Below are 26,594 nucleotides of genomic sequence, written 5' to 3' on the forward strand. Positions count from 1 at the left end.
TGGATGAGCCAGAATCATGCGACCTCGAACCTGAGCTTGCTCGCCCCCCGTGTTGCGGGCGACGCGTCCGTCCTCACGCCAGAGGCGCTTCGCTTCCTCGCGAGTCTTGGACGTAAGTTCGCTGACCGGGTACCGGCCCTGCTCGAGCGGCGGCGCGGGGTGCAGGCGCGGCTCGACGCGGGCGAGCGGTTCGATTTCCTCCGCGAGACGCGCGACGTGCGCGAGGCGGACTGGACGGTGGCACCGCTGCCCGAGGACCTGCTCGACCGGCGCGTGGAGATCACCGGCCCCGTCGATCCCAAGATGATCATCAATGCCTTGAACTGCGGCGCGAGCGTGTTCATGGCGGACTTCGAGGACGCCACCTCGCCGACGTGGAAGAACCTCATCGAGGGGCAGGCGGCGCTGCGGCTCGCGGTGCGGCGCGAGCTCCGCCACGAGGAGCCGGCCACGGGCAAGCGCTACGCCCTCGGCGAGAGGCTCGCGACCCTGCTCGTGCGCCCGCGCGGCTGGCACCTCTGGGAGAAGCACGTCGAGCTCGACGGAAAGCCGCTGCCGGGCGGGCTCTTCGATTTCGGACTCTTCTTCTTCCACAACGCTCGTGAGCTCGTCCGCCGCGGTACCGGTCCTTACTTCTACCTGCCGAAGATGGAGAGTCACCTGGAGGCGCGGCTCTGGAACGATGTGTTCCTGTTCGCGCAGGATGCGCTCGGCCTGCCCACCGGCACGATCAAGGCGACCGTCCTCATCGAGACGCTCCCCGCGGCGTTCGAGATGGACGAGATCCTCTATGAGCTCCGCCAGCACTCGGCCGGGCTCAACTGCGGTCGCTGGGACTACATCTTCAGCTTCATCAAGAAGCTCCGGAACGACCCGGCCTGCGTGATGCCGGACCGGTCGCAGGTGACGATGGAGCAGCACTTCCTGCGCTCGTACACCCAGCTGCTCGTGAAGACCTGCCACCGCCGCGGCGTGCACGCGATGGGCGGCATGGCGGCGCAGATCCCGATCAAGAGCGACCCCGAGGCGAACCGCGCCGCGCTCGAGAAGGTGCGCGCCGACAAGCTGCGCGAGGTGAAGGACGGGCACGACGGCACCTGGGTGGCGCACCCGGCGCTCGTGCCGCTCGCGCGCGAGGTGTTCGACGCGCACATGCCCGCCGCGAACCAGATCGAGCGGAAGCGCGAGGACGTCAGCGTGACGGCGGCCGACCTCCTGCGCGTCCCGCCCGGCGCGCGCACCGAGGCCGGCCTGCGCCACAACATCCGCGTCGGCGTCCAGTACCTCGAGGCGTGGATCAGCGGCCTCGGCTGCGTCCCGCTCTACAACCTGATGGAGGACGCGGCCACCGCCGAGATCTCGCGCACCCAGGTCTGGCAGTGGATCCGCCACAGGGCGACGCTGGACGACGGCGCGCCGCTCACCGAGGAGCGCTTCCGCGCGCTCGTCGACGGCGAGATGGCGGCCCTGCGCGGCGCGCTCGGCGAGGCGCGCTTCGACGGCGGCCGCTTCGCCGACGCGCGCCGGCTCTTCGAGCGGCTGTCGGTCGGAGAGACCTTCGAGGAGTTCCTCACGCTGCCTGCTTACGAGCTCCTGATCTCGCGCGCCGGAGCGCACAGCTCGTGACGCGCAGCCGGCTTGTTTTGACGTCGACACAGCGGCAGCTGCCGCCCGCAACCCCAACGCACTAGGAGCCCAGTCATGTCCGCTGCCTTCCCGCTCAACACGTCGATCTCCGCCGATTCCCTGCACGCGACGCCGAGCGACGTCGCCCCCGGCCGATGGAGCGGCATCGTGCGCCCGTACTCCGAGGCCGACGTCGCGCGCCTCCGCGGCACCGTCCGTATCGAGCACACGCTCGCCACCCTCGGGGCCAAGCGGCTCTGGAACCTGATGCACAGCGAGCCCTACGTGGCGGCGCTCGGCGCCCTCACCGGCAACCAGGCGATGCAGCAGGTCCGGGCCGGGCTCAAGGCCATCTACCTGAGCGGGTGGCAGGTGGCGGCGGACAACAACGAGGCCGGGACCATGTACCCCGACCAGAGCCTGTATCCGGCCAACAGCGTCCCGACGCTCGTGCGCCGCATCAACCAGGCGCTCCTCCGCGCGGACCAGATCGAGAACGCCGAGGGCAAGGCGGGGCGCTACTGGCTCGCCCCCATCATGGCCGACGCCGAGGCCGGCTTCGGAGGGCCGCTGAACGCCTTCGAGCTCATGAAGTCCATGATCGAGGCGGGCGCCGCGGGCGTGCACTTCGAGGACCAGCTCGCCTCCGAGAAGAAGTGCGGGCACATGGGCGGCAAGGTCCTCGTCCCGACCAGCCAGTTCATCCGCACCCTCGTCGCGGCCCGCCTCGCCAGCGACGTCATGGGCGTGCCGACCGTCCTCGTCGCCCGCACCGACGCCGACAGCGCCAAGCTCATCACCTCGGACGTCGACCCGCGCGACAAGCCGTTCATCAGCGGCGAGCGCACGCCGGAGGGCTTCTACGTGCTGAAGGGCGGGCTCGATGCGGCCATCGCGCGCGGGCTCGCGTACGCGCCCTACGCCGACCTCGTCTGGTGCGAGACCTCGACGCCGGACCTCGACCAGGCGCGGCGCTTCGCGGAGGGGGTCCACAAGCAGTTCCCGGGCAAGCCGCTCGCCTACAACTGTTCTCCCTCGTTCAACTGGAAGAAGCACCTCGACGACGCGACCATCGCGCGCTTCCAGCGCGAGCTCGGCGCGATGGGGTACAAGTTCCAGTTCGTCACCCTCGCCGGGTTCCACGCGCTCAATCACAGCATGTTCGAGCTCGCCAGGCAGTACCAGCGCCGCGGGATGTCAGCGTACTCCGAGCTCCAGCAGGCCGAGTTCGCCGGCGAGCAGTTCGGCTACAGCGCCACGCGCCACCAGCGCGAGGTCGGGACGGGCTACTTCGACGAGGTCGCCCAGGTGATCTCGGGCGGCGCGGCGTCCACGCTGGCCCTGCACGAGTCCACCGAGGCCGCCCAGTTCTGAGCGCCCGCGCCGCTCTGCCGCGCACGTCCGCGCGTCGTCCACGCCGTTCCTGGCCCGCCCGCGCTGCGTCGCCCGCGCCCGCCCCGAGGGGAGCGCCGCGCGCGGCGAGGGGGCGGGCCGCGCGGCGCCCTCTCCACGGTGGTCCAGGGGGGGCCGTTCGAGTAGGCTCCGCTCGGGCCGCGATACCCGGCTGCGCCCGGCCGCGTCGCCCGAGCCGAGGTGAAAACAGCTGTGACAACGCAGAGCCCCAGACCGAGCGACGCTGACAGCGGCGGCGCCGCGTCCAATTTCATCCGCAACATCATCGCCGAAGACCTCGCCGCAGGCAGGCACACGCGGGTCGTGACCCGGTTCCCGCCCGAGCCGAACGGATACCTGCACATCGGACATGCGAAGTCGATCCTGCTCAATTTCGGGCTGGCGGCCGACTTCGGGGGCGCGTGCCACCTGCGGTTCGACGACACGAACCCAGCGGCCGAGGACCTGGAGTATGTCGAGGCCATCCAGCGCGACGTGCGCTGGCTAGGCGGCGACTGGGGTGACAAGCTCTTCTTCGCGTCGGACTACTTCGAGCGGCTGTACGCGTTCGCGGTGGAGCTCATCCGGAAGGGCAAGGCGTACGTGTGCAGCCTGAGCGAGGCGGAGACCCGCGAGATGCGCGGCACCGTCACCGAGCCCGGGCGAGACAGCCCCTACAGGAACAGGTCCGTCGAGGAGAACCTGGAGCTCTTCGCCCGGATGAGAGCAGGGGAGTTCCCGGAGGGCGCGCACGTGCTCCGGGCCAGGATCGACATGGCCGCTCCCAACATGAAGATGCGCGATCCGCCGATCTACCGCATCAAGCGCGCGCGCCACTACCGGACGGGCGACGCCTGGTGCGTCTACCCGCTGTACGACTTCGCTCACAGCCTCTCCGACGCGATCGAGGGGATCACCCACTCGATCTGCACGCTGGAGTTCGAGAACAACCGGGAGCTCTACGACTGGTTCATCGAGAACCTCGACGTCCCGTCCCGCCCCCGGCAGTACGAGTTCGCGCGGCTCAACCTGAACTACACGGTGATGAGCAAGCGCAAGCTGCTCGGGCTCGTGAAGGGCGGCCACGTGACGGGCTGGGACGACCCGCGCATGCCCACCCTCGCCGGCCTCCGGCGCCGCGGCGTGACGCCCGAGGCCATCCGCTCCTTCTGCGAGGAGATCGGCGTCGCCAAGACGAACAGCATGGTCGACATCGCGAAGTTCGAGTCGTGCGTCCGCGACGACCTGAACCTCCGCGCCCCGCGCGTCATGGCCGTGCTGCGCCCGCTCCGCGTCGTCCTCGAGAACTACCCCGAGGGGCAGGTGGAGGAGATCGACGCGCCCTACTGGCCCGAGGACGTGCCGAAGCAGGGCTCCCGCAAGGTCCCCCTCTCCCGGGTGCTCTTCATCGAGCGCGACGACTTCCTCGAGGACCCGCCCAAGAAGTGGTTCCGGCTCGCGCCAGGGCAGCAGGTGCGACTCCGCTACGCCGGGTTCATCACCTGCCGCGAGGTGGTGAAAGATCCGACCACAGGAGAGGTGGTCGAGCTCCGGTGCACCTACGATCACCCCACGAAGAGCGGTGAGGCGCCCGACGGCCGCAAGCCGAAGGGGACGCTGCACTGGGTCTCGGCCACCCACGCGATCCCCGTCGAGGTCCGGCTCTACGACCGGCTCTTCGCGGTCGAGCGGCCGGACGCGGTCGAGGAAGGAAAGGACTTCCTGGATAATTTGAACACTGGTTCGCTGGCTGCCCTGACCGGATGCCGGGTGGAGCCGAGCCTGTCCACCATCGAGCGGGGCAGCCATGTCCAGTTCGAGCGCCAGGGGTTCTTCTTCGTGGATCCGGTCGACTCCGCGCCCGGCGCGCCGGTCTTCAACCGCACGGTGGCGCTCAAGGACTCGTGGTCGAAGCTGGCCGGCGAGAAGCCCGCTCCGGCCGCGGCGCCCGAGGGCGCGGCCGCGAAGGCGCCGCCGAGGCCGAAAGCCGAGCGCGCGACCTTCGAGGAGCGGCTCGCGCGGCTCGACCCGGCGCGCGCCGAGAAGGCCAGACGCCTCGTCGAGGCGCGCGGGATACCCGGCGACGACGCCCTCGTCCTGGCCGAGGACGACGGCCTCCTCCGGCTGTTCGAGGAGGCCGTGGCGGTCCACGACAACCCGAGGAGCGCCGCCAACTGGGTCATCCACTCGCTCTCGCGCGAGCTGAAGGACAGGAAGACAGGCGACCTGCCCTTCTCAGGTGCGCAGCTCGGCGAGCTCCTGGCGCTGATTGATGACGGGACGATTTCCGGAAAGATAGCGAAAGATGTACTCGCTGAGATAATGCAGCAGGGCGGTAGCCCGCGGGCCATCGTGGAACGCAGAGGGCTCCGGCAGGTGGCCGACGAAGGCGCCCTGGAGCGCATCGTCGACCAGATCATCGCCGGGCACCCCGGCGAGGTTTCCCGCTTTCGCGCCGGGAATACGAAGCTGATCGGGTTCTTCGTCGGCCAGGTCCTGAAGGCCTCCGGCGGCAAAGCGAACCCCGACCTGGTCAATACGCTGCTGACCAGGAAACTGGCGTAAATCTCCCACCCACACGCTGCTTCGCTTCCCCCCTGCTCGGGGTGCGCGGGAGTGCTGCGCTCTGCGTTGTCCCGCGCCCAGCACCTGACTACGTGATGCCTGTCATGGCAGTGTGGAGAAAGATATCCCGCAAAATGTCCATAAAATAATTGAACTTGAGAGATGGATTGGTATAGATGAGATTAGGACTATGGAATCTGCACGCCAGTTCGCTCTCATCGTCTGCGTGGCGGTATCGTCCTCGCAGGTTGCTTGTATCGCGTCGACCGAGCTCGATGGGCTCGATGGCGAGGATGAGGCGGTGGCGGAGGTGCAGCAGGAGGTCGTGGTCTACAACGCGCTGACCCGCAACGCGCTGACCCGCAACGCGCTGACCCGCAACGCGCTGACCCGCAACGCGCTGACCCGCAACGCGCTGACCCGCAACGCGCTGATGGGCAATTCGCTCACGAGCGAGGCGCTCAGTGACCCCGAGGCGAGGGAGCTCCTCAGCTTCATCGTGAGCTGCGCTCTCCCCGAGCACGAGAGCGTCGAAGTCGACGTCGGCCGCAAGTCGTACTTCTTCGCCGGGGAGCTCGGGCTCGCGCCCGAGTGGGGCAAGAAGAACGGCTCGTGTGGCGAAAAGTGCCAGGAGTGGGTCTCGGCCTGCTTGCTCTCGCGCGTGAACTACCGCGGCGAGCATGTCATGATCTCGCTCCGCGGAAAGGACGACGCGCTCTCGTCCACGAAGAAGGAGCGCGACAGGTACGACGCGCCGGAGGCGACCTACTACGGCAACGTGTTCCTGGACACCCAGCGCCGCTTCGCGTGCCTCGCGCCCGGGAAGAGGTCGATCCCGCGCGTCTGCGGGCCCTCGCTCAACGGCTGCGTGGTCGACGTCGTGGGCGAATGTGAAGACGTGTGCGATGGGCCACGGCACGACGGCAGCTTCACGGACTGCCGCGACCGGGCGCCCGTCTTCACGCTCCCGTGCGGCACCGGCATCTTTCCGCGCGGCACCGACCGGTACAAGGCTTCGGTGAGCGTCTTCCTCGAGTAGCATCGCGCAGCGTGGAGTCCGGCGCTGTCCTCGCGAGCCGCTTCGTCGTCGAGCAGCAGGCTGCGGCCGGGGGGATGGGGACGGTCTACCGCGCCCACGACCGCCTCGACGGCCGCCCTGTCGCCCTCAAGCTCCTGCACAGCCGCGAGGCCTTCGACGTCGAGCGCTTCGAGCGCGAGTCGCAGATCCTGGCCGAGCTGAACCACCCGGGGATCGTGCGGTACGTCACCCACGGCCGGACGGGCGCCGGCGACCACTACCTCGCCATGGAGTGGCTGGAGGGCGAGGACCTCGCGGCGTGCCTCGCGCGCCGGAAGCTCTCGCTCGCCGAGAGCCTCGGGGTGCTGCGCAGGACGGCGGACGCGCTCGCCTTCGCGCACTCGCGCGGGATCATCCACCGCGACGTCAAGCCGAGCAACATCTTCCTCGTCGCCGGCGACGTCGGCCAGCTCAAGCTCGTCGACTTCGGGATCGCGCGGCCCGACGGGGAGTCGCGGCGGCTCACCTACACGGGCGGGATCCTCGGGACGCCGGGGTACATCTCGCCCGAGCAGATCGAGAGCGGGAGCCCCCTCGACGCGCGCGCGGACGTGTTCTCGCTCGCGTGCGTGTTCTACGAGTGCATCGCGGGCCGCCCGGCCTTCGAGGGGGCGCACGTCATGGCGGCGCTCGCCAAGCTCCTGTTCCAGCAGACGCCCCGGCTGCGCGACGTCCGCGCGGACGTGCCGGAGCCGCTGGAGCTCCTCGTCGACCGGATGATGGCGAAGAACCCCGAGGAGCGGCCGCGCGACTGCGGCGACGTCGGGGTGCAGCTCGCGCAGATCGCGGAGGCGCTGGACGCCTGGGCGACGCCGCGGCCCGCCACCCTGGCGTCCCAGCGCGACTCGACCATGCGCTCGGCGCGGCCCCCGGGCTTCCTCACGCGCAGCGAGCAGCGGCTCGTGTCCCTCGTGCTCGCCGGCGAGCCGGACGACGTCGAGATGAGCGTGGCGGCGGCCGGCGGCGTGCCGAGCGTATCGGACGTCTCGAGCGTGCTGCAGGAGCTCTCGAACGAGGGCCCGGGCTCCGCGGTGCCGCGCTCGGAGGTGCGGGCGGCGGTGGAGCCCTACGGCGCCCACATCACCGAGATCTCGCGCGGGTCGCTCATCGCGATTCTCGCCGGCGCCGGGAGCGCCGTGGATCGGGCCGAGCGGGCGGCGCGGTGCGCGCTCGCCCTGCGCGCGCGGTTCCCGGGCATCCCGCTCGCGGTCGCGACGGGGCGCGGGGTGTCGTCGGCGAAGCTCATCGAGGGCGACGTGATCGACCGGGGGGTGCGCGCCCTGCGGGCGGCGCAGGGCGGGGTCGTCCGGCTCGACGACGTGACCGCCAGCGTCGTCGGCGGGCGGCTCAAGGTGGACTCGGACGAGAAGGGGCCGTTCCTCGCGAGCGAGACGGCGGCCGACGAGAGCACCCCCGTCCTCCTCGGCAAGCCGAGCCTGTGGGTCGGCCGCATCCGCGAGCTGTCGATGCTGGAGGGCGTGTTCTCCGGGTGCGTGAGCGAGTCGCTGGCGAGCGCGGTGCTCGTGCTCGGCGCGGCCGGGGCCGGCAAGTCGCGGCTTCGCCTGGAGTTCCTCACCCGGGTGCGGCGCCAGCTCGCGGGGCTGGAGATCCTCTCCGGCCGGGCCGAGTCGGTGGCCGCGGGGTCGCCGTTCGGCCTCATCGCGGACGCGATCCGCCGGACGGCGGGGATGCGCGAGGGCGAGCCGGTGGAGTCCCGGCGGCGCAAGCTGAAGCGCCGGCTGGGGCGCCACCTGAGAGGCGACGCGCTGAACCGGGTCGCGGCCTTCCTGGGCGAGCTCACGCGGACGCCGTTCCCCGACGGGGAGACGAGCGGGCTGCGCGCGGCGCGCGAGAACGCGATGCTGATGGCCGACGCGACGCGCGCGGCGTGGGAGGACTGGCTCGCCGCCGAGTGCGCGGCGCAGCCGGTGCTGCTCGTGCTCGAGGACCTGCAGTGGGGCGATCCGGCGACGGTGCGCCTCATCGACCAGACGCTCCGGAACCTCCGGGACCTGCCGCTCATGCTGCTCGCGCTCGCCCGACCCGAGGTCAGCAAGCAGTTCCCCGGCCTGTGGACCGACCGCGAGGTGCAGACGATCAAGCTCGGGCCGCTGCCGGCCAAGGCGAGCGAGCGGATGGTGCGGAGCGCGCTCGGCGAGGACATGTCCGCCGAGATCGTGGCGCGGGTCGTGGAGCGGGCCGACGGCAATCCGTTCTACCTGGAGGAGCTCATCCGCGCGGTCGCGGACGGCAAGGGGGACGTGCTGCCCGACTCGGTGCTGGGCACGGTCGAGGCGCGGCTCGACGCCGAGGGGCACGAGGCGAAGCGGGTGCTGCGGGCGGCGAGCATCTTCGGCGATCGCTTCTCGAAGCTCGCGGTGGCGGCGCTGCTCGGCGGCGCCACGCGCGTGAGGGAGACCGAGACGTGGCTCGACGCGCTGGCGGCGCGCGAGCTCATCGCGCCGGCCTCGACGCCGGGGTGGCTCATCCCGACCGACTACGTGTTCCGGCACGCGATCGTGCGCGAGGCCGCGTACGCGATGCTGACGGAGCCGGACCGCGCCCTCGGGCACAAGCTGGCCGGCGAGTGGCTCGAGCGCAGCGGGCACACCGACGCGATGGCGATGGCGGAGCACTTCCGGCTCGGCGGCGAGCCGGAGCGCGCGGTGAAGTGGTACCGGCGGGCCGCGGAGCAGGCGCTGGAGGCGAACGATCTGGCGAGCGCGCTCGCGCGCGCCGAGATGGGCATCAAGTGCGGGGCGGCCGACGAGGAGCTCGGGCGGCTGCGGCTGGTGGAGGCCGAGATCAGCCTGTGGCAGCAGGAGACGGCGCTCGCCGCGCAGCGCGGCACCGAGGCGGCGAGCCTCGTCCGGACCGGCAGCACGGCGTGGTTCCGCGCCATCGGGCAGGTGATCGTGGCGGAGGGGAAGCTCGGCCACTTCGATCGCGTCGAGGCGTGGGTGGCGCGGGCGGCCGAGGCCACGGGCGCGATGAGCGCCCGGATCATGTGCCTGTGCGAGGCCGCGACGTACCTGATCTTCGGCGGCCGCTACGCGGCGGCCGACAAGCTGATCCAGATGCTCGACGCTGTCGCGAGCGAGCCCGCGGGGCTCGATCCGCAGGCGGCGGGGCTCTACCAGCAGGCGCGCGCGATCCGGGCGCAGACGAAGGGCGACATCGGGGCGGCGCTGAGCGGGCTCACGGCGGCGGTCGCGGCGTTCGAGCAGGCCGGCGACCGCCGGAACGCCTGCGCGGTGCGCGAGAACCTGGGCTTCCTGTACTGCGAGCTCGGCGATTTCGAGGTGGCCGAGTCGGCGCTCCGGACGGCGCTCGCGGCCGCGCAGCGCATGGGCCTCGACGATCTGGAGACGGCCGCGCTCCAGAACCTCGGCTACGTCATCGCCCACCTCGGGCAGCTCGAGGAGGCGAAGCTCCTCGAGCTGCGCGCGGCCGCGGCGTTCCAGCAGCAGGGCGACCGGCGGATGGAGGGCGTGACGCTGACGTACCTGGCGAAGATCCTGCTGCTCTCGGGCGATCCCGCGGCCGCCGAGCGCGAGGCGCGCGCCGCGGTCGAGGCGCTGACGGTGGCGCCGCCGCTCCGCGCCGCCGCCGTCGCGGTGCTCTCGCGCGCGCTGCTCGCGCAGGGCCGCCGGGAGGAGGCGCTGCCGGCCGCGCGCGAGGCGTTCGCGCAGCTCGAGGCGGCGGGCTCGCTCGAGGAGGGCGAGTCGCTGGTGCGGCTCGCCTACGCCGAGGCGCTCGCCGCCGCGGGGGCCGAGCGCGAGGCGGCGGCGGCGCTCGCCGCCGCGCGCGAGCACCTGCTCAGCCGCGCGGAGAAGATCAGCGACCCGAGCTTCCGCGAGCGCTTCTTGACGTGCGTGCCCGACAACGCGAGGACCCTGGCGCTCGCCGGGTGACGCCTCAGGGGGCCTCGCCCCCGGCCGCGTGGAGCCGGGCGGGCGCGCCGGAGGGCCCGTGCGGTAGCCGGTGCGCTCACGCGGGCAGCGTCGGTCGATCCGAGGCGGCCTCTGCCGCTTCGCGCTCGGCGATGGCGGCGGCGTGGCGGCGCAGCCGGTCGGCCATCACGTTCGGGATGCGCTCCGCGGCCAGGAGCGCGGCGGCCAGCGCGCTGCGCGCGGCGGCGAGCCGGCCGCAGCGCAGCGCGGTGACCGCGCGGATCTCGAGCACCTCGATGTGCTCCTGGCCGACGGAGCTCTGCGCCGAGCGGTCCACGAGGGCGTCCCACGCGGCGTCGCTCCCGCCCCGCGTCGCCAGGTCGATCATGGCGCAGAGCACCTCCTCCGAGGGGCCCATCAGCGCGTCGGCGCGGCCCTCCGCGCGCGCCTGCTCCTGCATCTCGCGCATCCGCTCGAACAGCGCGCGGGCCTCGGCCTGCTCGCCGCAGTAGAAGAGGAAGCGGGCCTCGAGGAGCAGGGCGACCGGCCGGCACGTCCCGCAGAACCGGTGCTGCTCGATCTCGAGCGCGCGCTCGATGTGCGGCTTCGCCGCCGCGAGGTCGTCCATGAGGTAGAGGTACTCGCCGAGGTTGTACTCGCCGACCCGCTCCAGCCCGCTCTGGCCGAGCTCGCGCGCGAGCGACAGCACCCGCTCGAGGTCGGCGATCATCCGGGTCTTGTCGCCGCGGCACGCCCAGAGGAGCGCGCGGTTGTTCGTCACCGAGCCGAGGTGCAGCGTGTCGTGGTGCGCCTCGCAGAGCGCGATCGCCTGGCCGAGCGCCTCCTCGGCCTCGTCGAGCCGGCCGAGCCCCTGGAAGACGAAGCCGAGCATGAGCAGCGAGATGACCCGCGTCTCGTAGCCGTCGTCGCCGAGCGAGGAGGAGGCGGCCGCCGCCCGCTCGAGCGCGGCGGCCGCCTCCTCCTCGCGGCTGAAGCGGTGCAGCGAGCGCCCGACGCCGAGCGCGAGGCGCGCGGCGAGCGCCGGCGACAGCGCGATCCCGGCGGCGAGCGCGCCCGCCTCCTCGACGCGCTCCTCGGAGCTCTTGAACTCGTCCATCCAGTCGAGCGCCGTGGCCTCGTCGAGGAGGATGTCGATCTGCGCCGGGACGTCGCCCCGCGCGCGCGCGATGGTCCGCGCGCTGGCGAAGTCGGCGAGCGCGTCGTGGTAGCGGCCCAGGCGGTAGCGCATGAGGCCGCGGCCCCGGTGCGCGGCCGCGCGGTCGGGGCGCGCGCGGGCCGGCGCGCCGCCGTGCGCGGGGCGCGCCGGCCCGCGCCCGCCCGCGCTCGGGGCGGTCGGCTCGATCGGCTGCTCCAGCGCGCGGCTGTAGAACGTCTCCGCGTCGAGGTAGGCGTGCCGGGCGCGCGCGCGCTCGGCCAGGGTGAGGTAGGCGGCCTCGGCGACCTCGCCGAGGCCCGCCTGGGCCGCGTGGTACGCGAACGGGATGAGGCGCGCGTCCTTGAGGTGCGGCGCGTCGCGCTCGCCCACCTCGTCCCCGGAGGCGTCGCGGTGCAGCTTGAAGGCCGCGAGGTGGACGCGCCGGCGGAGCGGCTCGGGCGCGCCGCGGGACACCGCCTCGCGGACCAAGGCGTGGCGGAAGCCGATGCGGCCTCGCCGGTCCTGGACGAGCAGGCCCGCGGTGAGCAGCCGCTTCACGGCGACCTCGGCGTCGAGCGGGAGATCGTCGGCCTCGCCGTGCTCGTCGAGCCGCTGGAGCACGCCGGCCACCTCGGCGACGGCGACGTCGGGGCCGAGGAGCGCGATGAGGCGCGCGTGCGCCTGGAGCGCGGGCGGGAGCGCGTCGATCTCGCCGAGCGCGAGCCAGTCGAGGAGCGGCATGTCGGGGAGGCGATCGAGCTCGTCGGTGGCCAGGTACCAGGCGTCGCCCCTCGGGTGCCGGCGCACGATGCCCTCGCGCTTGAGGCCGCGCACGAGCTCGATGAGCAGGAGCGGGACGCCCTGCGCCCGCTCGACAAGGTGCGCGAGCGCGGGCTCGGGCACGTCCTCCGCGGGCAGGAGCAGCCGCCGGCAGAGGGCGATCGCGCTGTCGCGGTCGAGCGCCTCGAGGCGGTAGGTCTCGCGGCGCGCGGCGCGCTCGCCCCAGTCGGGGCGCGCGCTCTCGAAGGTCGGCCGCCCGAACGCGCAGATGAACAGCCGCGTCTGCGCCTCGGCGAGCGCCGCGTACTCGAGCGCGGCCAGCGCCGCGTCGTCCGCCGCGTGCGCGTCGTCGAGCACCACGAAGAGCGGCGTCCGGCGCGACCGCCGGCGGAGGGCCTCGCCGGCCGCCACGGTGAGCGCGGCGCGGAGCGCGCCCGGGGCCGCGGAGAGCGCGCGGAGCTCCGGGTAGCGCCCCTCGGCGACCGCGGCGTCGCTGATCCAGCCGAGCGCGAGCGCGACGGCGGCCCCGAGCCGCGCCTGCTGCGCGGCGCCGAGGCGGCGCCGGAGGAGCTCGCGGCCGCCGTCCGCCGGGGGGGACGACGGCAGCGAGAGCGCCTGCTGGAGGATCTCCCGGATGACGCGGTCCGCCCCGCCCGCGACCGGCTCGCCGGTCCGGAGCTCGATCACCTCGGCGCGGACGTCGAGCTCGCGCAGCCGCTGCACGAGGGCGCCGGCGAGGCGGCTCTTGCCGTGGCCGGCCACGCCGATGACGCTGGCGATGGTGGGCGTCGCGTTCTCCACGGCGTCGCGCGCGCCCGCGACAAGCGCGTCGAGGACCTCGCTCCGGCCGAAGAGCGGCTGGGAGCTCGTGTCGAACGCGGTGTCGGCGTCGGGCCGGGCGGAGGCCGGCCCGGGCTGGACGGAGGCCGGCCCGGGCGGGGGGAGGGAGTCGCCCGGGGGCTGCGAGCCGCTGTCGCCGAGCGCCGCCACGGCGGCCGGCGACAGGGCGAGCCCCGGGGGATCGCCCGGCGCGGAGCGATCGTGACGGTGGAAGAGCGGGCTCAGGAACCGCCGCGAGCCGTCGGGCCGCGCCTGGACGGACACGGACGCGACGTCGAGCAGCCCGCGCGAGAGGACGCGCTGCTGCTCGAGCTCGCGGCCGGCGTGCATCGCGCGGCGCAGCGGGCTCGCGCCGTCCGCGTGGTCGAAGACGGCGACGAAGCGGCTGCCCGCGGCGTGCGCGAGCTCGCCGCCGAGCGCGCTGAGCCGCCGCTGGAGGGCCACGACGTCGAGCTCGGCCTCGAAGAAGAGGAGCGCGACGGCGCGCCGCTCGACGCGGCGGGCGCTCGGCGGCGGCGGCTCCGTGTTGGGGCGCCGGAGGCGCGAGGGGCGGCGCTCCTGATCGCGCTCGAAGCTCTCCAGGGCGGCGCCGAGCGCCGCGGCGCTCTCGAAGCGCTGGCTCCTGTCCTTGACGAGGCACTGGAGCACGATCTCCTCGAGCGGGCGCGAGATCGGCGCGAGCGAGGAGGGGCGCGGCGGGCGGCGGCCCAGGTGGTCCTGCCGCACCAGGGCTGGGGGGCCCCAGAACGGCGGCTTGCCGGTGAGCAGCTCGAACAGCACGACGCCGAGGGCATAGAGGTCCGCGCGCGCGTCGACGTCGCCGCGGCCGTCGCACTGCTCGGGCGCCATGTACTCGGCGGTGCCGGGCGCGTCGCTCTCGGCGGTGATGCAAAGCGACGCGCCCGACACCGCCGCGAGGCCGAGATCGATGATGGTGGCGCGGTGCCCGCCGTCCCGGGCGGCCGCGGTGAACGGCGCGCCGGACAGGATGAAGAGGTTCTCCGGCTTGATGTCGCGGTGCACGTAGCCGCGCGCGTGGACCGCCTCGAGGGCCTGGAGCGCGGCGCGGACGAGGGAGCACGCCGCGCGCGCCGGCATCTGGCCGGCGACGCCGGACGCGACCATGCGGTCGGCGAGCGTCGGGCCGTCGAGGTACTCCATGACGAAGTACGGCAGCCCGGAGGGGAGCTGGCCGCACGCATGGACGACGGGCACGTGGGGCGGGCCGATGTCGTGGAGGGCGCGCATCTCCTCGACGAGGCGGACGCCGGCGTCGGGCCGGTCGGCGCGCGCGACCTTGATCGCCACGGTCGGACCGCCGTCCTCCGGCTCGGCCGCGAACACGGCCCCGAACCCGCCCGCGCCGGCGAGCCGGAGGCCGCGGTAGCCCGCGATGCTGGGCGGCGGCGCCTCGAAGAGCCAGCCGGCGCTGGAGTCGTCCGCGCCGCTCCGCGCGCCCGGCTCCGGGCCGGCCTGCCGCACCACCGGGCCGTGCTGCGGACACCCGGGATCCACGTGCGCGACCCGCCGGCCGCAGTCCCTGCACCGCGCGGCGAGCGCCCCGGCGCGGGCAACGCGTCCGTCTCGACGAGCATCGGGCAACATGGGGGCCTCAGGGCAGGAACGTCGTAATCACCGCGGACGACGACTCGCCACCATGGTTGGTGCAGCTCGGGCGATAGCCGCCGGCGGCGCTGAGCCCGCCGCACGCGAGATCGCATGAGCCCACGATGTGAATGTTCGGGCATTCCCGGACGTTGCCGTCGGCTCTGAGGAGCCCCGCGGCGCAGTCCCTGCCGAGGGCGCGAGAGCTCTCCGCGTTCGACTCGTTGTAGCAGGCATAGAAGCGAGGGGATCTCGTGAACAGGTTGCCCCAGAACGCGCCCTCCTCCCTCGGATACGACGAGACCTCGCTCCGGTCGGGGTACCTGAGGGCCACGTGTGGCCCGCGGGACGAGATCATCACCGAGATGCCAGCCCGGTTTGCGCGGGACGCCACGCAGGCCGAGATCCACGGCTTCCGGGAGGCGCTCAGCGGCTCGTCGCGCCAGCCCGGGGCGAGCCCGAGGTGCCCCGAGTAGACCTCCTCATGCAGCTCGCCGAGCTCGTCGTGCCACGAGAACCTGAGCGACTGCGATGGGTTCAGCGCGCAGCTGACAATGTATTGAAGGAGCTGCCTGGACATCGCGCCGAGCTCGCCTGGGTCGGTGATGGCGGTGATGGCGGTCTCCGCGAGGCTGCTCCCCTCGAGTCTGTTCGGGGCGAGCGCGCTCGGGTTGAGCGCGCTCGGGTTGAGCGCGTTCGGGTTGAGCGCGTTCGGGTTGAGCGCGTTGTAATTCCGGAGCGCACTTGAGACTTCTTCGACCGACCCCAACTCCGCAGGAAATCCGTCGCTGCCACCGCAGCACGGCAATGAGACCAACAGAAACATGCGCAGGTGCCGCGCGTGAATTCGCCTCTTCATCTGTTCCCCCCATTCTGCTAGCAGATGGAATAGGCTACCGTCGGGATAACGATGGATTTACTGTACCACCAGGTGAAGCGACGTGTAGCGCCAACACGATCGTCCCGTGCTGGTAAAAACGTCGCTCGGGTGAGCCCTTAGTCGTATCGGGGGGGTTATGACACTGGATGCGATAGCAACGCGTGATAACGAGACGCGGGCATTCTCCCTGGAGGAGAGGTCGTTCTCCCGAGGCGAGCTGCCGTGCGGCGCGCGCGCGGGCAATTACAGCGTTGGAGCGCCCATCGCCCGGGGCGGATGCGGGGCTGTGTACGAGGCGAGACATGTCCAGACGGGCGCGCGTGTGGCGATGAAGGTGCTGCACGGGACGCTCGCCGCCTCGCCGAAGATGGTGAAGCGCTTCCTGCGCGAGATCGAGGTGGTGCGGCTGCTCAACCACCCTGGGATCGTCGAGATTCATGACGCCGGCGAGCTCCTGGACGGCCGGCCGTTCTACGTGATGGAGCACCTCGACGGGGTGACGCTCGACGTGCTCCTCCGGCAGGAGGGGAGGCTCTCGCCGGAGCAGGCGCTCGACCTGCTCGAGCCGGTCTGCTCGGCGCTCGACGCGGCGCACGCCGCCGGCATCATTCATCGCGACGTGAAGGGCAGCAACATCTTCGTCTCGCGGGGCGCGCCGCGGGCGGTCAAGCTGCTCGATTTCGGGATCGCCAAGCTGATGGAGCCCGACGAGGGGCTCAGCGGCTTCACCACGGCGGGGAGGGCGCCCGGCACGCTCACGATCATGGCGCCCGAGCAGATCCTCGGCGGCCCCCTCGACGCCCGCGTCGACGTGTATGCGCTCGGCGTCCTGCTCCACCGGCTCCTCACGGGCAAGCTCCCGTTCTACTCGCCGGACGCGGCGGAGCTGCTCCGGCAGCACCTGGAGGAGCCCGCGCCGCGCCCGAGCCGGCGGACCCCGTTGCCGCCCGCGCTCGACGCGGTCGTGCTGCGCTGCCTGGAGAAGCAGCCGGAGCACCGCTACCCGTCGGTGAAGAGCTTCCTCTGCACGCTCCGCGAGGCCGTGGGCGAGCCGACGTCGGGGCGGAGCAGCATGCCGGAGATCGAGGCCGACGCGATCGCGGTCTACCTCGACCTCCGGCTGCGCACCGACGCCGACGACATCGACGATACGCTCGCCGAGGAGCTCGGCCTCGTGCTCGACATCGCGGAGGAGCGCCTCCGCGACGCCGGGCTCACGCTGGTGTCCGTGACCGGCAGCGAGATCCTCGGCGTGCGGCTGCTCTCCGGCGAACCCGGGGTGGCGCTGCGGGAGCGCGCGGCGGTGATCGAGATCGCCGCCGCGCTCCACGAGGAGATCGGGCTGAGGAGCCGCCCGGACACGCTCGTGCACCCGAATCTGTGCCTGCACGCCGGGCGGGTCGTGGTGCGCTCGATGATCCACCCGGAGATCCTCGGCGGTGATCTGGCCCGGGTCGGCGCGTGGGCGCCGGTCGAGCCGGTGCACGGGCTCTGCGCGACGGAGGAGGCGGTCCGCGGGGTCGACGGGCTCGATCTCTCTCCGGGGCCGGGTGGCCTCGCGCGCATCGGCGAGCTCTCGGCGCAGGGCTCGTCGCCGGCGCCGACGCTGCGGAGCCGCGCGGTCTGAGGCGGCGGGCGCGCGGTCCTCGCCGCGCGCCGCGCGCCGCGCGCCGCTCGGCGTTCCGCGACGTGCGGTGTCAGGGAAGCGACGGGCGCGCGCCCGGCGTGGACCCCCTGGCGGACTCGGGAGCTCCCGGAGTCGATATGACGACGCAAAAACGATCGTGAGGCGATTGCCGCTGGACGATAGATGCCATTATAAGGGCCGCCCGTGGGCGCCGGTCCGCGCCTCGCCGTTCCGGAAAGCTTTCATGTCCATGCGCCTCCAGCAAGCTATCCAGACCCTCCTCGATTCCGCCCCTCTCCTCCGCGACGCATCGAGCAGCGGCAACGTCCGGGTGCTCGCGTCGCTCCTCGGGCCAGCCTTTCGCGGCTTCGTCCAGCGCCGCGGCAAGGGCGTGGGCTCGACCGATATCTCGGTTGGATACGAGGCCAGCTTTAACTGGAGTTACGGGCGGGACGACCCCGACATGGCGAGGCTCTACCACCTGGCCAAGACGTCCCAGTGGAACGCGACGACCGACCTCGACTGGTCTCGGGACGTCGACTGGTTGGATCCGGCAATGCCGCTCTTGCCCGACAGCTGGATGCCGCCGTCCAAGCTGCCGAGCTGGGGCAGGCTCTCCGCGCGGGAGCGGGCGACGCAGCGCCACGGCCTCCTCTCCTGGATGCTGAGCCAGTTCCTGCACGGCGAGCAGGGCGCCCTGTTCGCGGCGTCGCAGGTCACCGAGTGCGTGCCCTCGCTCGACGCCAAGCTCTATGGGAGCACGCAGGTCGCCGACGAGGGGCGCCACGTCGAGGTGTTCCACGCCTACCTCACGCAGAAGCTGGAGAAGCTCTACGAGATCAACGACAACCTGTATGTCGTCATCGACGCGATCATGAGCGACGGGCGGTGGGACATGAAGTTCCTGGGGATGCAGATCATGATCGAGGGCCTCGCGCTCGGCGCGTTCGGCTCGATTCGCCAGGTGACGAGCGAGCCGCTCCTCAAGGACGTCCTGCGGTCGGTGATCACCGACGAGGCGCGTCACGTGCATTATGGAGTCCTCGCGCTGAGCAGGTTCTACCGCGAGGGCATAGGCGAGCGGGCGCGGAGGGAGCGGGAGGACTGGGCGTTCGAGCTGTCGCTCTTGCTCCGCAACCGGTTCCTGGCGCACGAGTTCTATGACGAGTTCTACGCACATCGCATGACGCGCTGCGCGTGGGATAAGCTCATGCTCGACAGCGACCTGATGGGGTTCTTCCGCCGGACGATGTTCAAGCGGATCGTCCCGAACCTGAAGCGGATCGGCCTGCTCTCCGGGCGGATCCGGCCGCGCTACGCCTCGATCGGGCTGCTCGAGTACGAGCATGGGCGGTCGGCCAGCGAGCTGACGGCCAAGGAGCTGCTCGACGACGCGTGAGACCGGGGCGGGCGAGGCCCGGGGGCGGCGCGCGCAGGGCGGACGCCCGCGCCGTCCTCCGGGGCGCGATCAGCAGGTGGCGCCGAGGCAGGCCGCGACCTCGACGGCGCACTGCTTCTGGATGCAGCTGAAGTCGCCGTTGCAGACGGGGAGCAACGGGAGGGCGCACGTCATGAACTGATCGACGAAGAACTGGACGTCGGCGCAGCCCCGCGACACGCAGTTCGAGACGCACGCCAGGCTGAAGGCCGGCGGCGACTGCTCGGTGTCGATGCACCGGGAGGCGCAGGCGATGACCTCCTGGCAGTCGGCGACCTCGCACGCGCCGCAGTCCGCCGGACAGACGGCGCACGTCTCGAAGCTCTCGCAGACGCCGTTCGGGCACACCGAGCACACGCCGCAGTCGCGCTGGCACGACGCGCACGTCTCCGTCCCCGAGCAGGCGCCGTCGCCGCAGGAGGCGCAGGCGCCGCAGTCCGCCGGGCACGAGAAGCAGCTCTCGATCCCGGCGTTGCACACCCCGTTGCCGCAGGGGGCGCAGGCGCCGCAGTCGGGGGCGCACGAGGAGCAGTCCTCCGACGCCGCGCAGAAGCCGTCGCCGCAGCCCGCGCACACGCCGCAGTCGGCCGGGCAGGTCAGGCACGTGTCGGCGCCGCTGCACGCGCCGTCGCCGCAGCTCGGACAGAGGCCGCAGTCGATCGGACAGCTCGAGCACGACTCGGGCCCCAGGTCGCAGGCGCCGTCGCCGCAGCTCGGACAGAGGCCGCAGTCCGAGGCGCAGTTGCCGCAGTTCTCGGGGCCCGCGCAGGCGCCGTCGCCGCACGCCCCGCAGACGCCGCAGTCGCTCGGGCAGCTCGAGCAGGTCTCGGCGCCGTTGCAGGCGCCGTCCCCGCACCCCTGGCAGCTGCCGCAGTCGGGGGCGCACGAGGAGCAGTCCTCCGCGCCGTCGCAGACGCCGTTGCCGCACGCCCAGGGATCGGCGCCGGACGAGCCGAAATCTTCCCATGTCTCGGTGCGGCCGCAGCCCGCGCCGAGCCCGGCGACCGCAGCGGCAACGAGCGCGGACCAGGCGAGGGCGCGCGCGGAGAAGAAGCCAGGGCGATGCCGCCCGGACCGCAGCAGGAAGCTCAGTCGGCTAGTGGTACCCATACGATCGGCCCCCGGGGCATGAGAGATCGGGTTGTAAGGAGGAGCGGAAGCGGCTCGCGGGTCGCGGCTGCGCCGCGCCGTCCACAAACGACGTGCGGACGGAACATACATGGAGAGCGTCGGCTGAAGGCGTCAAAGCACAGGCGCGCCGCCCTCGCCGTGCGGCCGGGGTGACGGGGGTGGGCGGCGGGCTACCGGGCTCGGCGTCCGGCCGGAGAGGCGGGACGGAGCCGCAGGCACAAAATGAAAGAGGGCGACGCCTCCGGAGAGGCGCCGCCCAAAGCACTCCGCGGTGCGCGCTTCACCCAGGAAGCGGCGCGCCGCGCAGGAGGCTCACTGCGCCGGAGCCGCCGCCGGGTCGGCCGCGGGGGCCGCCGGGTCGGCCGCGGGGGCCGCCGGGTCGGCCGCGGGGGCCGCCGGGTCAGCCGCGGGGGCCGCCGCCGGGTCGGTCGGCGCCGCCGACGGGTCGGTCGGCGCCGCAGGGCTGCCGCCGCAGGCGACGGCGAGAGACGAGACCGAGACGGCGACGAGCGCAAGAACGAGCTTGTTCATGGGAATCCTCCGAAATAGAGGGCGGCGAGGCCGCCCCCAAACAGCAGACGTATGAGCCGCACGTCGAAAATCCGGCGGCCACCCACCCAGACGCCGCAGGTCGACAGAACGGCTCACAGTTTTTTCGATGAGCCGCCCGGGCCCCACCAGGCGTCTAGAAAGCCGTGGGAAGCCCGGTGCGCACCCGGCTCTGCTCCGGACAGGAGCCGCCCGGGACGCGAGGCTCCGCTCTGGCCGAGCGGCCCGCTTCCCGCGGCGGCGTCTCGATCACACCCCAGCTGCTCCTTATTCAGGTACACGAACCCATGGCTGTGAGACCTCAGCGAGGGCGCCTGCGCCTTGTCGACCCGGCCGCCCCGGTGGCGGAGGCTCAGGCGGAGCTGGGTGAGGCAGGGTTCGCCCCGGAGGAGCGCGGCCGGAGCGAGCTCCAGCCCGGAAGCGCGCGCGGAGGGAACGCCGGGGACAGGCGGAGCGCCGTCGCGGGCGGGCCGGCGGAGCGAGGGGGAGGCCTTACGGAGCTGCCGGACGCGCAGCTCGTGGTGCTCGGCGCGCGGGGGGACGTGAACGCGCTCGAGCAGCTCTACCGGCGGCACGCGGCCTTCGCCATCCACCTCGCGGCGCGCATCGAGGGCTCGGCGCGCGACGTGGAGGACATCGTGCACGACGCGTTCCTCCGCGCCTTCGAGCGCCTGGGCGACCTCGTGGATCCCGCCGCCTTCCGCGCCTGGCTCGGCTCGATCGTCGTCCACAAGGTCCGCTCGCGGATGCGGCGCGCGCGGCTGCTCGGCGTGCTCGGGATGGGCAAGTCGAGCGAGCCGGTCGATCTCGACGCGCTCGCGAGTCCGGCCGCCTCTCCCCACGCGCGCGCGCAGATCGCGCAGATCTACGCCCTGCTCCAGACGCTGCCGGCCGACGACCGGATCGCGTGGATCCTCCGCTCGGTGGAGGGGCACGATCTCGAGACGGTCGCGCAGATGACCGACTGCTCGCTGGCCACCGTCAAGCGGCGGATTTCTCGGGCGCAACACTTCCTCGACGGTCACTTTGTGGATCCAACCAACAGCGAGGCGTCATCATGAGCCGGCGAGCGCTACCCCGGATTGCCCCGGCAGATCTGCGCGACCACGCGACCGAAGAGCGGATCGCGCGCGTCTGGGGCCGCATCGAGCACGACCTGGCGGCGCGCGAGCCGTCGTCGCCCCGCCGCGCGGGCGTGGCCGCGCTGCTCGCGGCGGCGACGTTCTCGGCGTTCGCCGGCGGCCTGTGGCTGGGCAAGGCGATCTGGAGCGACGGGCCGGCGGCGTCGGCGCCCACCGCCGTGGCGCCGGCCGACGACGCGCCGTCGCTCGTCGACGTGTTCGCCGCGGGCTCGCGGGGGCGCACCTTCCAGCTGCCGGGCGGCGGCACGATCTCGCTCACGGCGGGCACCACCGTCGAGGTCGTGCAGGCGGACGGCGGCGCGCTGACGCTGCGGCTCGTGCAGGGCGAGGCGTGGCTCGACACCGTGAGCGGGACGCGCTCGGCGGCGCTCTCGATCGTCGCCGGCGAGGCCCGGCTCGCCGCGGCGGCGGGCAGCGTGCTGCGCGTGAGGCACAACGTCGACGACATCGACATCAACGTCGCGGACGGGTCGGTCAAGCTCACGTCGCCGGCCGGCTCGCGGGAGCTCGGGCGCGGCGACGCCGAGGAGGGCGTGCCGATCCGGCAGCCCACGGCGGTCGTGGCGCCGCCGGAGCCCCGGCGAGCCCGCGTCGCGTCGCTGCCGCGCTCGAGCGCGGAGGTGGCGCCCATCGCCCCGCCGGTCGACGCGCCGGCCGCCGCGCCGGTCGCGGCGCCGGACTGGCGCGCGCGGTACAACGCGGGCAACGTCGCCGAGGCGCTGCAGAGCCTGAAGCAGCAGAGCGGCGGCGTCGACGGCGCCATCGCCTCCGCGAAGACGGCGAGGGAGCTGATGGACCTCAGCGATCTCTTGCGCGCGAAGGGCGGCGACCGCGCCGCCGCGATGCGCGCCTTTGCGCGCGTCGTCGAGGGGTTCCCGGCCGACGCCTACGCGCCGATCGCGGCCTACAAGCTCGGCGATATCTACGCCAGCATGGGCGAGCAGGCGCAGGCGGCGAAGTATTTCGGGCAGGCGCGCTCGCTGGCCCCCGAGGGCAACCTCGCGGAGGACTCGTTCTGCAAGCGCATCCGCACCGAGGTCGCCGCCGGGCACAAGGAAGAGGCCTCGCAGATGGCCAAGGAGTACGTGGCCACGTACCCGGACGGCCGGTGCGAGGACGTCCAGCGGATCGTCTCGGGCGAGGTGGAGGCCGAGGATGGGGAGGAGGAGGCCGCGCCGCCCCAGCCGCAGCCGGCCCCCGACGCGGCCCCCGCGCCGTGATCTGCCCGCGCCCCGCCTCGTCGCGATTCGCGTCCTGCTGAGCTCGGCCGATAGCCTTGACATCCCGCAGCGGTTCTGTGCTTGCTTGCCGAGCCGGAGAACCGCTGAGGATGACCACCGCCGTCCGCACCAGCTCCCTACCCGCTCGCAACGACGCTCAGGCCCTCCCGCCGTGGAAGCTTGTGTTGCCGAGAGGCGGCTATGTCTCCTCGATGGAGGCGCTCACCACGGCCATGGGCGTCCCGGGGTTCGTGCTGCTCGACCTGGGCACGCTGGCCGGCGGCCAGGACGCGCACCGCCTCCTCGGGCTGCGGTATCTGATCGCCAACGGCGAGGTGTGGAGGGCGCACTTCGGCTGGCAGCGCGCGCTGGAGGCGGCGCTGCGCAGGGAGCTGCTCGGCGAGGAGCGGGTGCAGGAGCTCCTGTCGGCGGCGGAGGGCCTCCTGTCGCGGCTCCGGGAGGCGCGCGCGTCGATCACGCCCGCGGACCGGGACGGGTTCGCTCGGTACCTGGAGGGCGGGCTGCTCCGGGCGCTGAAGCGCCGTGATTTCGAGGAGGAGCGCTTCCTCAAGTTCCTGATCCTGGAGCAGGACGTGCCCGCGCTCCGCGACCAGGCGGCGGAGCTCCTGCGCTCCCGGGCGGGCGATCTCCTGCGGGACGACGCGCAGGTGCTGGATCTCCTCTACGCCGCGGTGCACCGGCTGGACAGCTATCCCGCCACGACGGTGAGCGCGGGCCAGCTCAAGTACGTCCTCGTGGCGGACAAGGGGGAGATGGGCGTGCGGGCCACGCGCGAGGCGATCGCCCTCGGCAAGATCCCCGTGGTCCTCTACAGCCTGAAGGACGACGACAACGCGCTGCAGGTGCGGATCGCGCTGGAGGGCGGCGGGTTCGCGGTGGGCCTCGAGGGGAGCTTCCGCGAGAGCTACGCGAACACCACCCAGATCGCGGACAAGGTGAGGGCCGAGTTCGAGCGGCGCTTCGAGGACGGGTGGCAGGAAGAGCTGTCGCGCGCGGGCCTCTACCCGGGATATGGCCCGCTCGCGGAGAACGCCGCGGCGATCCGGCACTTCCGGCAGAAGAACATCGTCTTCATCGGTCCGATGCAGGACGTCGTGGAGAACGCCGGCGACAAGCGCAAATTCCGCCTGATGGCCCAGGAGTTCGACGCGACGGCGGTGACGCCCGGGCTCGTCATCGACAGCGATGACCCCGACGAGATCCAGCGGATCATCCTGGAGACGCACGAAGCCGGGCGCTTCACCTTCCCGGGGCGGCTGAAGGCCGCAAACGGCGGCGGCGGGCGCGGGCAGGCGGTCATCCCGACCGCGGAGCAGGTGCCCCAGGCCATCCAGAAGGTCCTCGGCGAGATCAAGGCGTACAACTGGCAGCCAGGCGTGATGTTCGAGCAGAACATCCCGGAGACGATCCACCTGGAAGTGCAGGTGCTGCGGGATCGCTACGGCAACACGCGGCACTTCGGCATGCGCGACTGCAGCGAGCAGCGCGCGAGCCAGAAGATCCAGGAAGAGGCGCCGCCGGCCCTGCTCCGGCGGTATCCCGGCCTGGAAGACCGGATCTGCGGGCTCGCCGTGCAGATCGCGGAGCGCGTGGGCTACGTGGGCGCGGGCACCGTGGAGCTGATGTTCAAGGACGGGAAGTTCTACTTCCTGGAGATGAACACGCGTATCCAGGTGGAGCACCCCGTCAGCGAGGAGAGCTACGCCATCAAGCGGAAGCGGAGCCGCGTCCCGGTGAACCTCGTCGCGTGGCAGATCCGCATCGCCGACGGGCAGGCCATCGACTTCGAGCAGCAGCACGTGGTGCAGACGCACTGCAGCCGTGAGTTCCGCATCAACGCGGAGAGCTGGAACCCGGATCTCAGGGACTCCCGGGACGGCGGCAAGGGGCTGTTCCTGCCCAACGCCGGCGTCTTCGATCGCATCGCGCTCCCCGACGCCGGCCCGATCCGCGAGGCGCTCGAGGACAAGGGCCTCACCGACCTGAAGATCCGCTTCGACTGCGGCTTCGAGGCGGGGGACGTCCTGGTCAACAAGGACCCAACGTTCGGCAAGCTCATTGTCTCCGTGAGCAGCAAGGACCCGGACAGGGCCTATGAGCTGCTGCGGCTCGCGTCCCTCGAGGTGCTGAAGAAGATGAGGATCGAGGGGCGGCAGGTGCGACCCGACGGGACGCCGATCGCGGGCTCGCCCTTCAAGACGAACCTCCAGGATCACGTGCGCATCCTGAGGATGCCGCTGTTCAAGCGTCATTCGAACAACGATGGTCGAGGCCGTCACGTGAACTGGGTCGTGGCCGCGTTCCGCGAAGAGGCGTAGCCGGGGGAGATCGCCGCGCTCGGCGCGTGGCGCTCGTGGGGAGAGCGCTGACAGCGAAATATTACGGGTGCGCGCGGTCGCTCTCGATACGAGGGAGCGCCGTCGGGCAAGCGCAGCCCTGGCGAGCGGGTCACCGGCGACAAGAAAGAGGCAATCCAGACGGCAACGGGGTATGTGGCCAGGTACCCCGATGGCCGGTGCGAGGATGCCCAGCGGATCATCTCCGGCGTGGACGCGGCTGCAGAGGGAGGGCCTCGGCCGCCTGCCCCCGACGCGCGCCCGGCGCCGAGATCCATCTGCGCCCGCCCTCGTCGCGGCCGTCCTCCTGCTGGGCTCCGCCGCCCCCGCCGCGGCGGCCGAGCCGCGGGCGTTCGTGGCGGGCAGCGGCGGCGCCCCCGCGCCGAGCGCGCCGCCGCTGTCCGCCGCCACGGCGCCCATCGAGGTGCGCGTCGCGCTGTCGCGCGACGCGGCGGAGGAGGTCTCGAGCGTCCGCGTGCGGCGCCTGCTCGAGATCGAGCTCCCGGACAGCGCCGAGCTCGCCACCGATCCGGTCGGCCCGCTCGGCGACCGCGTGGCGAACGTGTGGATCGACCGGCCCACCGCGGCCCGCCTCGAGATCCAGGTGCGCCTCGACGGCCGCGCGGTCGTGCGGCGGCAGATCGCCGTCTCCGGCCTCACCTCGGACGTGGCCGCGCGCCTCGTCGCGATCGCCGCCTCCGAGATGATCCGCGCCGAGCTGCGCCGGGCGCGCGCCCCGCGGCGCCCGCCGTCGCCGCGGCGCCCCACCCCGGACGAGGTCGAGCTCGCCTCGCGCGATCTCGACGCGCTGTCCGTCTCGGCCGGACCCTACGCGGCGGTCGTCACGGGCGGGCCGCAGGTGCTCGGCGGCGCCGGCCTGACGCTCGGCCTGCGGCGCCTGCGGCTCACCGAGTCGCTCTTTGCCCGCCTGCTGGCCACCCCGTCCGGCGGCGAGACGCTGCGCTGGCTCGAGGGCGGCCTCTCGGGCGATTACCGCTTCTGGCTCGCCGCCTCGTGGCGCCTGTCGATCGGCGCCACCGCGTCGGTCGCCTCGGTCAGGCTGCCTGCCGCCGCTTCCGTCGACGGCATCGCCGGCGAGCGCGACACGTGGTCCGCCCGCGCTGGCCTCGGGCTCGGCCTGGAGACCCGGCTGGGCGGCCCCGTGTGGCTCGGGCTCACGCTGGACCCCGGGGTGGTGCTCCGGCCGGCGCCTTACGAGTCCGCCGACGGCAAGGCGGGCGCCGTCGAGGGGGTCTGGCTTGGGGTCGGCCTCTCCCTCGCCACGGAGCGGCGCTCCTCGCCGCCGCGGTGAGGC

At 72.7% G+C, this 26,594-nt stretch carries 15 protein-coding genes; 11 read left to right on the forward strand and 4 right to left on the reverse strand.

Translation table 11 applies throughout. The annotated features are described in order from the left end of the window. Positions 1-3 precede the first annotated feature (3 nt). The 5 genes from aceB to WMF17_RS43560 all read left to right on the forward strand — a co-directional run bounded on the left by aceB (position 4) and on the right by WMF17_RS43560 (position 10,575). The gene (gene aceB / locus WMF17_RS43540) at positions 4-1,626 is read left to right on the forward strand and encodes a malate synthase A (protein ID WP_437646797.1); all 1,623 of its coding nucleotides are present in this window, start codon (positions 4-6) and stop codon (positions 1,624-1,626) included. Positions 1,627-1,701: 75 nt separating this feature from the next. Beyond that, positions 1,702-3,000, forward strand: coding sequence for an isocitrate lyase (aceA, locus tag WMF17_RS43545; RefSeq protein ID WP_437646799.1), 1,299 nt, complete (start codon positions 1,702-1,704; stop codon positions 2,998-3,000). Positions 3,001-3,231: 231 nt separating this feature from the next. Then, positions 3,232-5,583 (forward strand): glutamine--tRNA ligase/YqeY domain fusion protein, encoded by a 2,352-nt coding sequence (locus WMF17_RS43550; RefSeq protein ID WP_437599455.1) that lies wholly within the window; start codon positions 3,232-3,234, stop codon positions 5,581-5,583. A gap of 190 nt (positions 5,584-5,773) precedes the next feature. Further along, the gene (locus WMF17_RS43555) at positions 5,774-6,622 is read left to right on the forward strand and encodes a hypothetical protein (protein WP_437599456.1); all 849 of its coding nucleotides are present in this window, start codon (positions 5,774-5,776) and stop codon (positions 6,620-6,622) included. 11 nt (positions 6,623-6,633) lie between these two features. Then, on the forward strand, positions 6,634-10,575 hold the full coding sequence (locus WMF17_RS43560; protein ID WP_437646801.1) for a serine/threonine-protein kinase: 3,942 nt from the start codon (positions 6,634-6,636) through the stop codon (positions 10,573-10,575). Between the two features lie 76 nt (positions 10,576-10,651). Here the strand turns inward: WMF17_RS43560 and WMF17_RS43565 are convergent, their stop codons facing one another. Continuing rightward, entirely contained in the window at positions 10,652-14,935 is a 4,284-nt protein-coding gene (locus WMF17_RS43565; protein ID WP_437646803.1) for a serine/threonine-protein kinase, read from the reverse strand. A 7-nt stretch (positions 14,936-14,942) separates the two neighbouring features. Beyond that, entirely contained in the window at positions 14,943-15,704 is a 762-nt protein-coding gene (locus WMF17_RS43570; protein ID WP_437599459.1) for a hypothetical protein, read from the reverse strand. Positions 15,705-15,951: 247 nt separating this feature from the next. On the opposite strand from WMF17_RS43570, the gene WMF17_RS43575 reads away from it, so the two are divergent. Further along, positions 15,952-17,442 (forward strand): serine/threonine-protein kinase, encoded by a 1,491-nt coding sequence (locus tag WMF17_RS43575; RefSeq protein WP_437599460.1) that lies wholly within the window; start codon positions 15,952-15,954, stop codon positions 17,440-17,442. A 244-nt stretch (positions 17,443-17,686) separates the two neighbouring features. After that, entirely contained in the window at positions 17,687-18,841 is a 1,155-nt protein-coding gene (locus tag WMF17_RS43580; protein ID WP_437646806.1) for a ferritin-like domain-containing protein, read from the forward strand. A gap of 69 nt (positions 18,842-18,910) precedes the next feature. Here the strand turns inward: WMF17_RS43580 and WMF17_RS43585 are convergent, their stop codons facing one another. Both WMF17_RS43585 and WMF17_RS43590 read right to left on the reverse strand, forming a co-directional pair. Beyond that, positions 18,911-19,990, reverse strand: a complete 1,080-nt coding sequence (locus tag WMF17_RS43585; RefSeq protein WP_437599462.1) for a hypothetical protein — start codon at positions 19,988-19,990, stop codon at positions 18,911-18,913. Positions 19,991-20,323: 333 nt separating this feature from the next. Beyond that, positions 20,324-20,542: a hypothetical protein gene (locus WMF17_RS43590; RefSeq protein ID WP_437599463.1), complete on the reverse strand. Its 219-nt coding sequence runs from the start codon at positions 20,540-20,542 to the stop codon at positions 20,324-20,326. Between the two features lie 305 nt (positions 20,543-20,847). Between WMF17_RS43590 and WMF17_RS43595 the strand changes: the two genes are divergently transcribed. The 4 genes from WMF17_RS43595 (at position 20,848) to WMF17_RS43610 (ending at position 26,591) form a co-directional block, all read left to right on the forward strand. Further along, positions 20,848-21,621, forward strand: coding sequence for an RNA polymerase sigma factor (locus WMF17_RS43595; protein WP_437599464.1), 774 nt, complete (start codon positions 20,848-20,850; stop codon positions 21,619-21,621). Beyond that, positions 21,618-22,922 carry a FecR domain-containing protein gene (locus tag WMF17_RS43600; RefSeq protein ID WP_437599465.1) on the forward strand — a complete coding sequence of 435 codons (1,305 nt, stop codon included), beginning with the start codon at positions 21,618-21,620 and terminating at the stop codon, positions 22,920-22,922. Before WMF17_RS43595 ends, WMF17_RS43600 begins: the two co-directional genes overlap by 4 nt. A gap of 212 nt (positions 22,923-23,134) precedes the next feature. Then, on the forward strand, positions 23,135-25,261 hold the full coding sequence (locus tag WMF17_RS43605; RefSeq protein ID WP_437646808.1) for a biotin carboxylase N-terminal domain-containing protein: 2,127 nt from the start codon (positions 23,135-23,137) through the stop codon (positions 25,259-25,261). Positions 25,262-25,466: 205 nt separating this feature from the next. Further along, a complete protein-coding gene (locus WMF17_RS43610; protein WP_437646810.1) occupies positions 25,467-26,591 on the forward strand; it encodes a hypothetical protein in 1,125 nt (374 codons plus the stop codon). The last annotated feature ends 3 nt before the right edge of the window (positions 26,592-26,594 follow it).

Source organism: Sorangium sp. So ce362 (genome assembly GCF_051519845.1).
Taxonomy (GTDB): domain Bacteria; phylum Myxococcota_A; class Polyangia; order Polyangiales; family Polyangiaceae; genus Sorangium.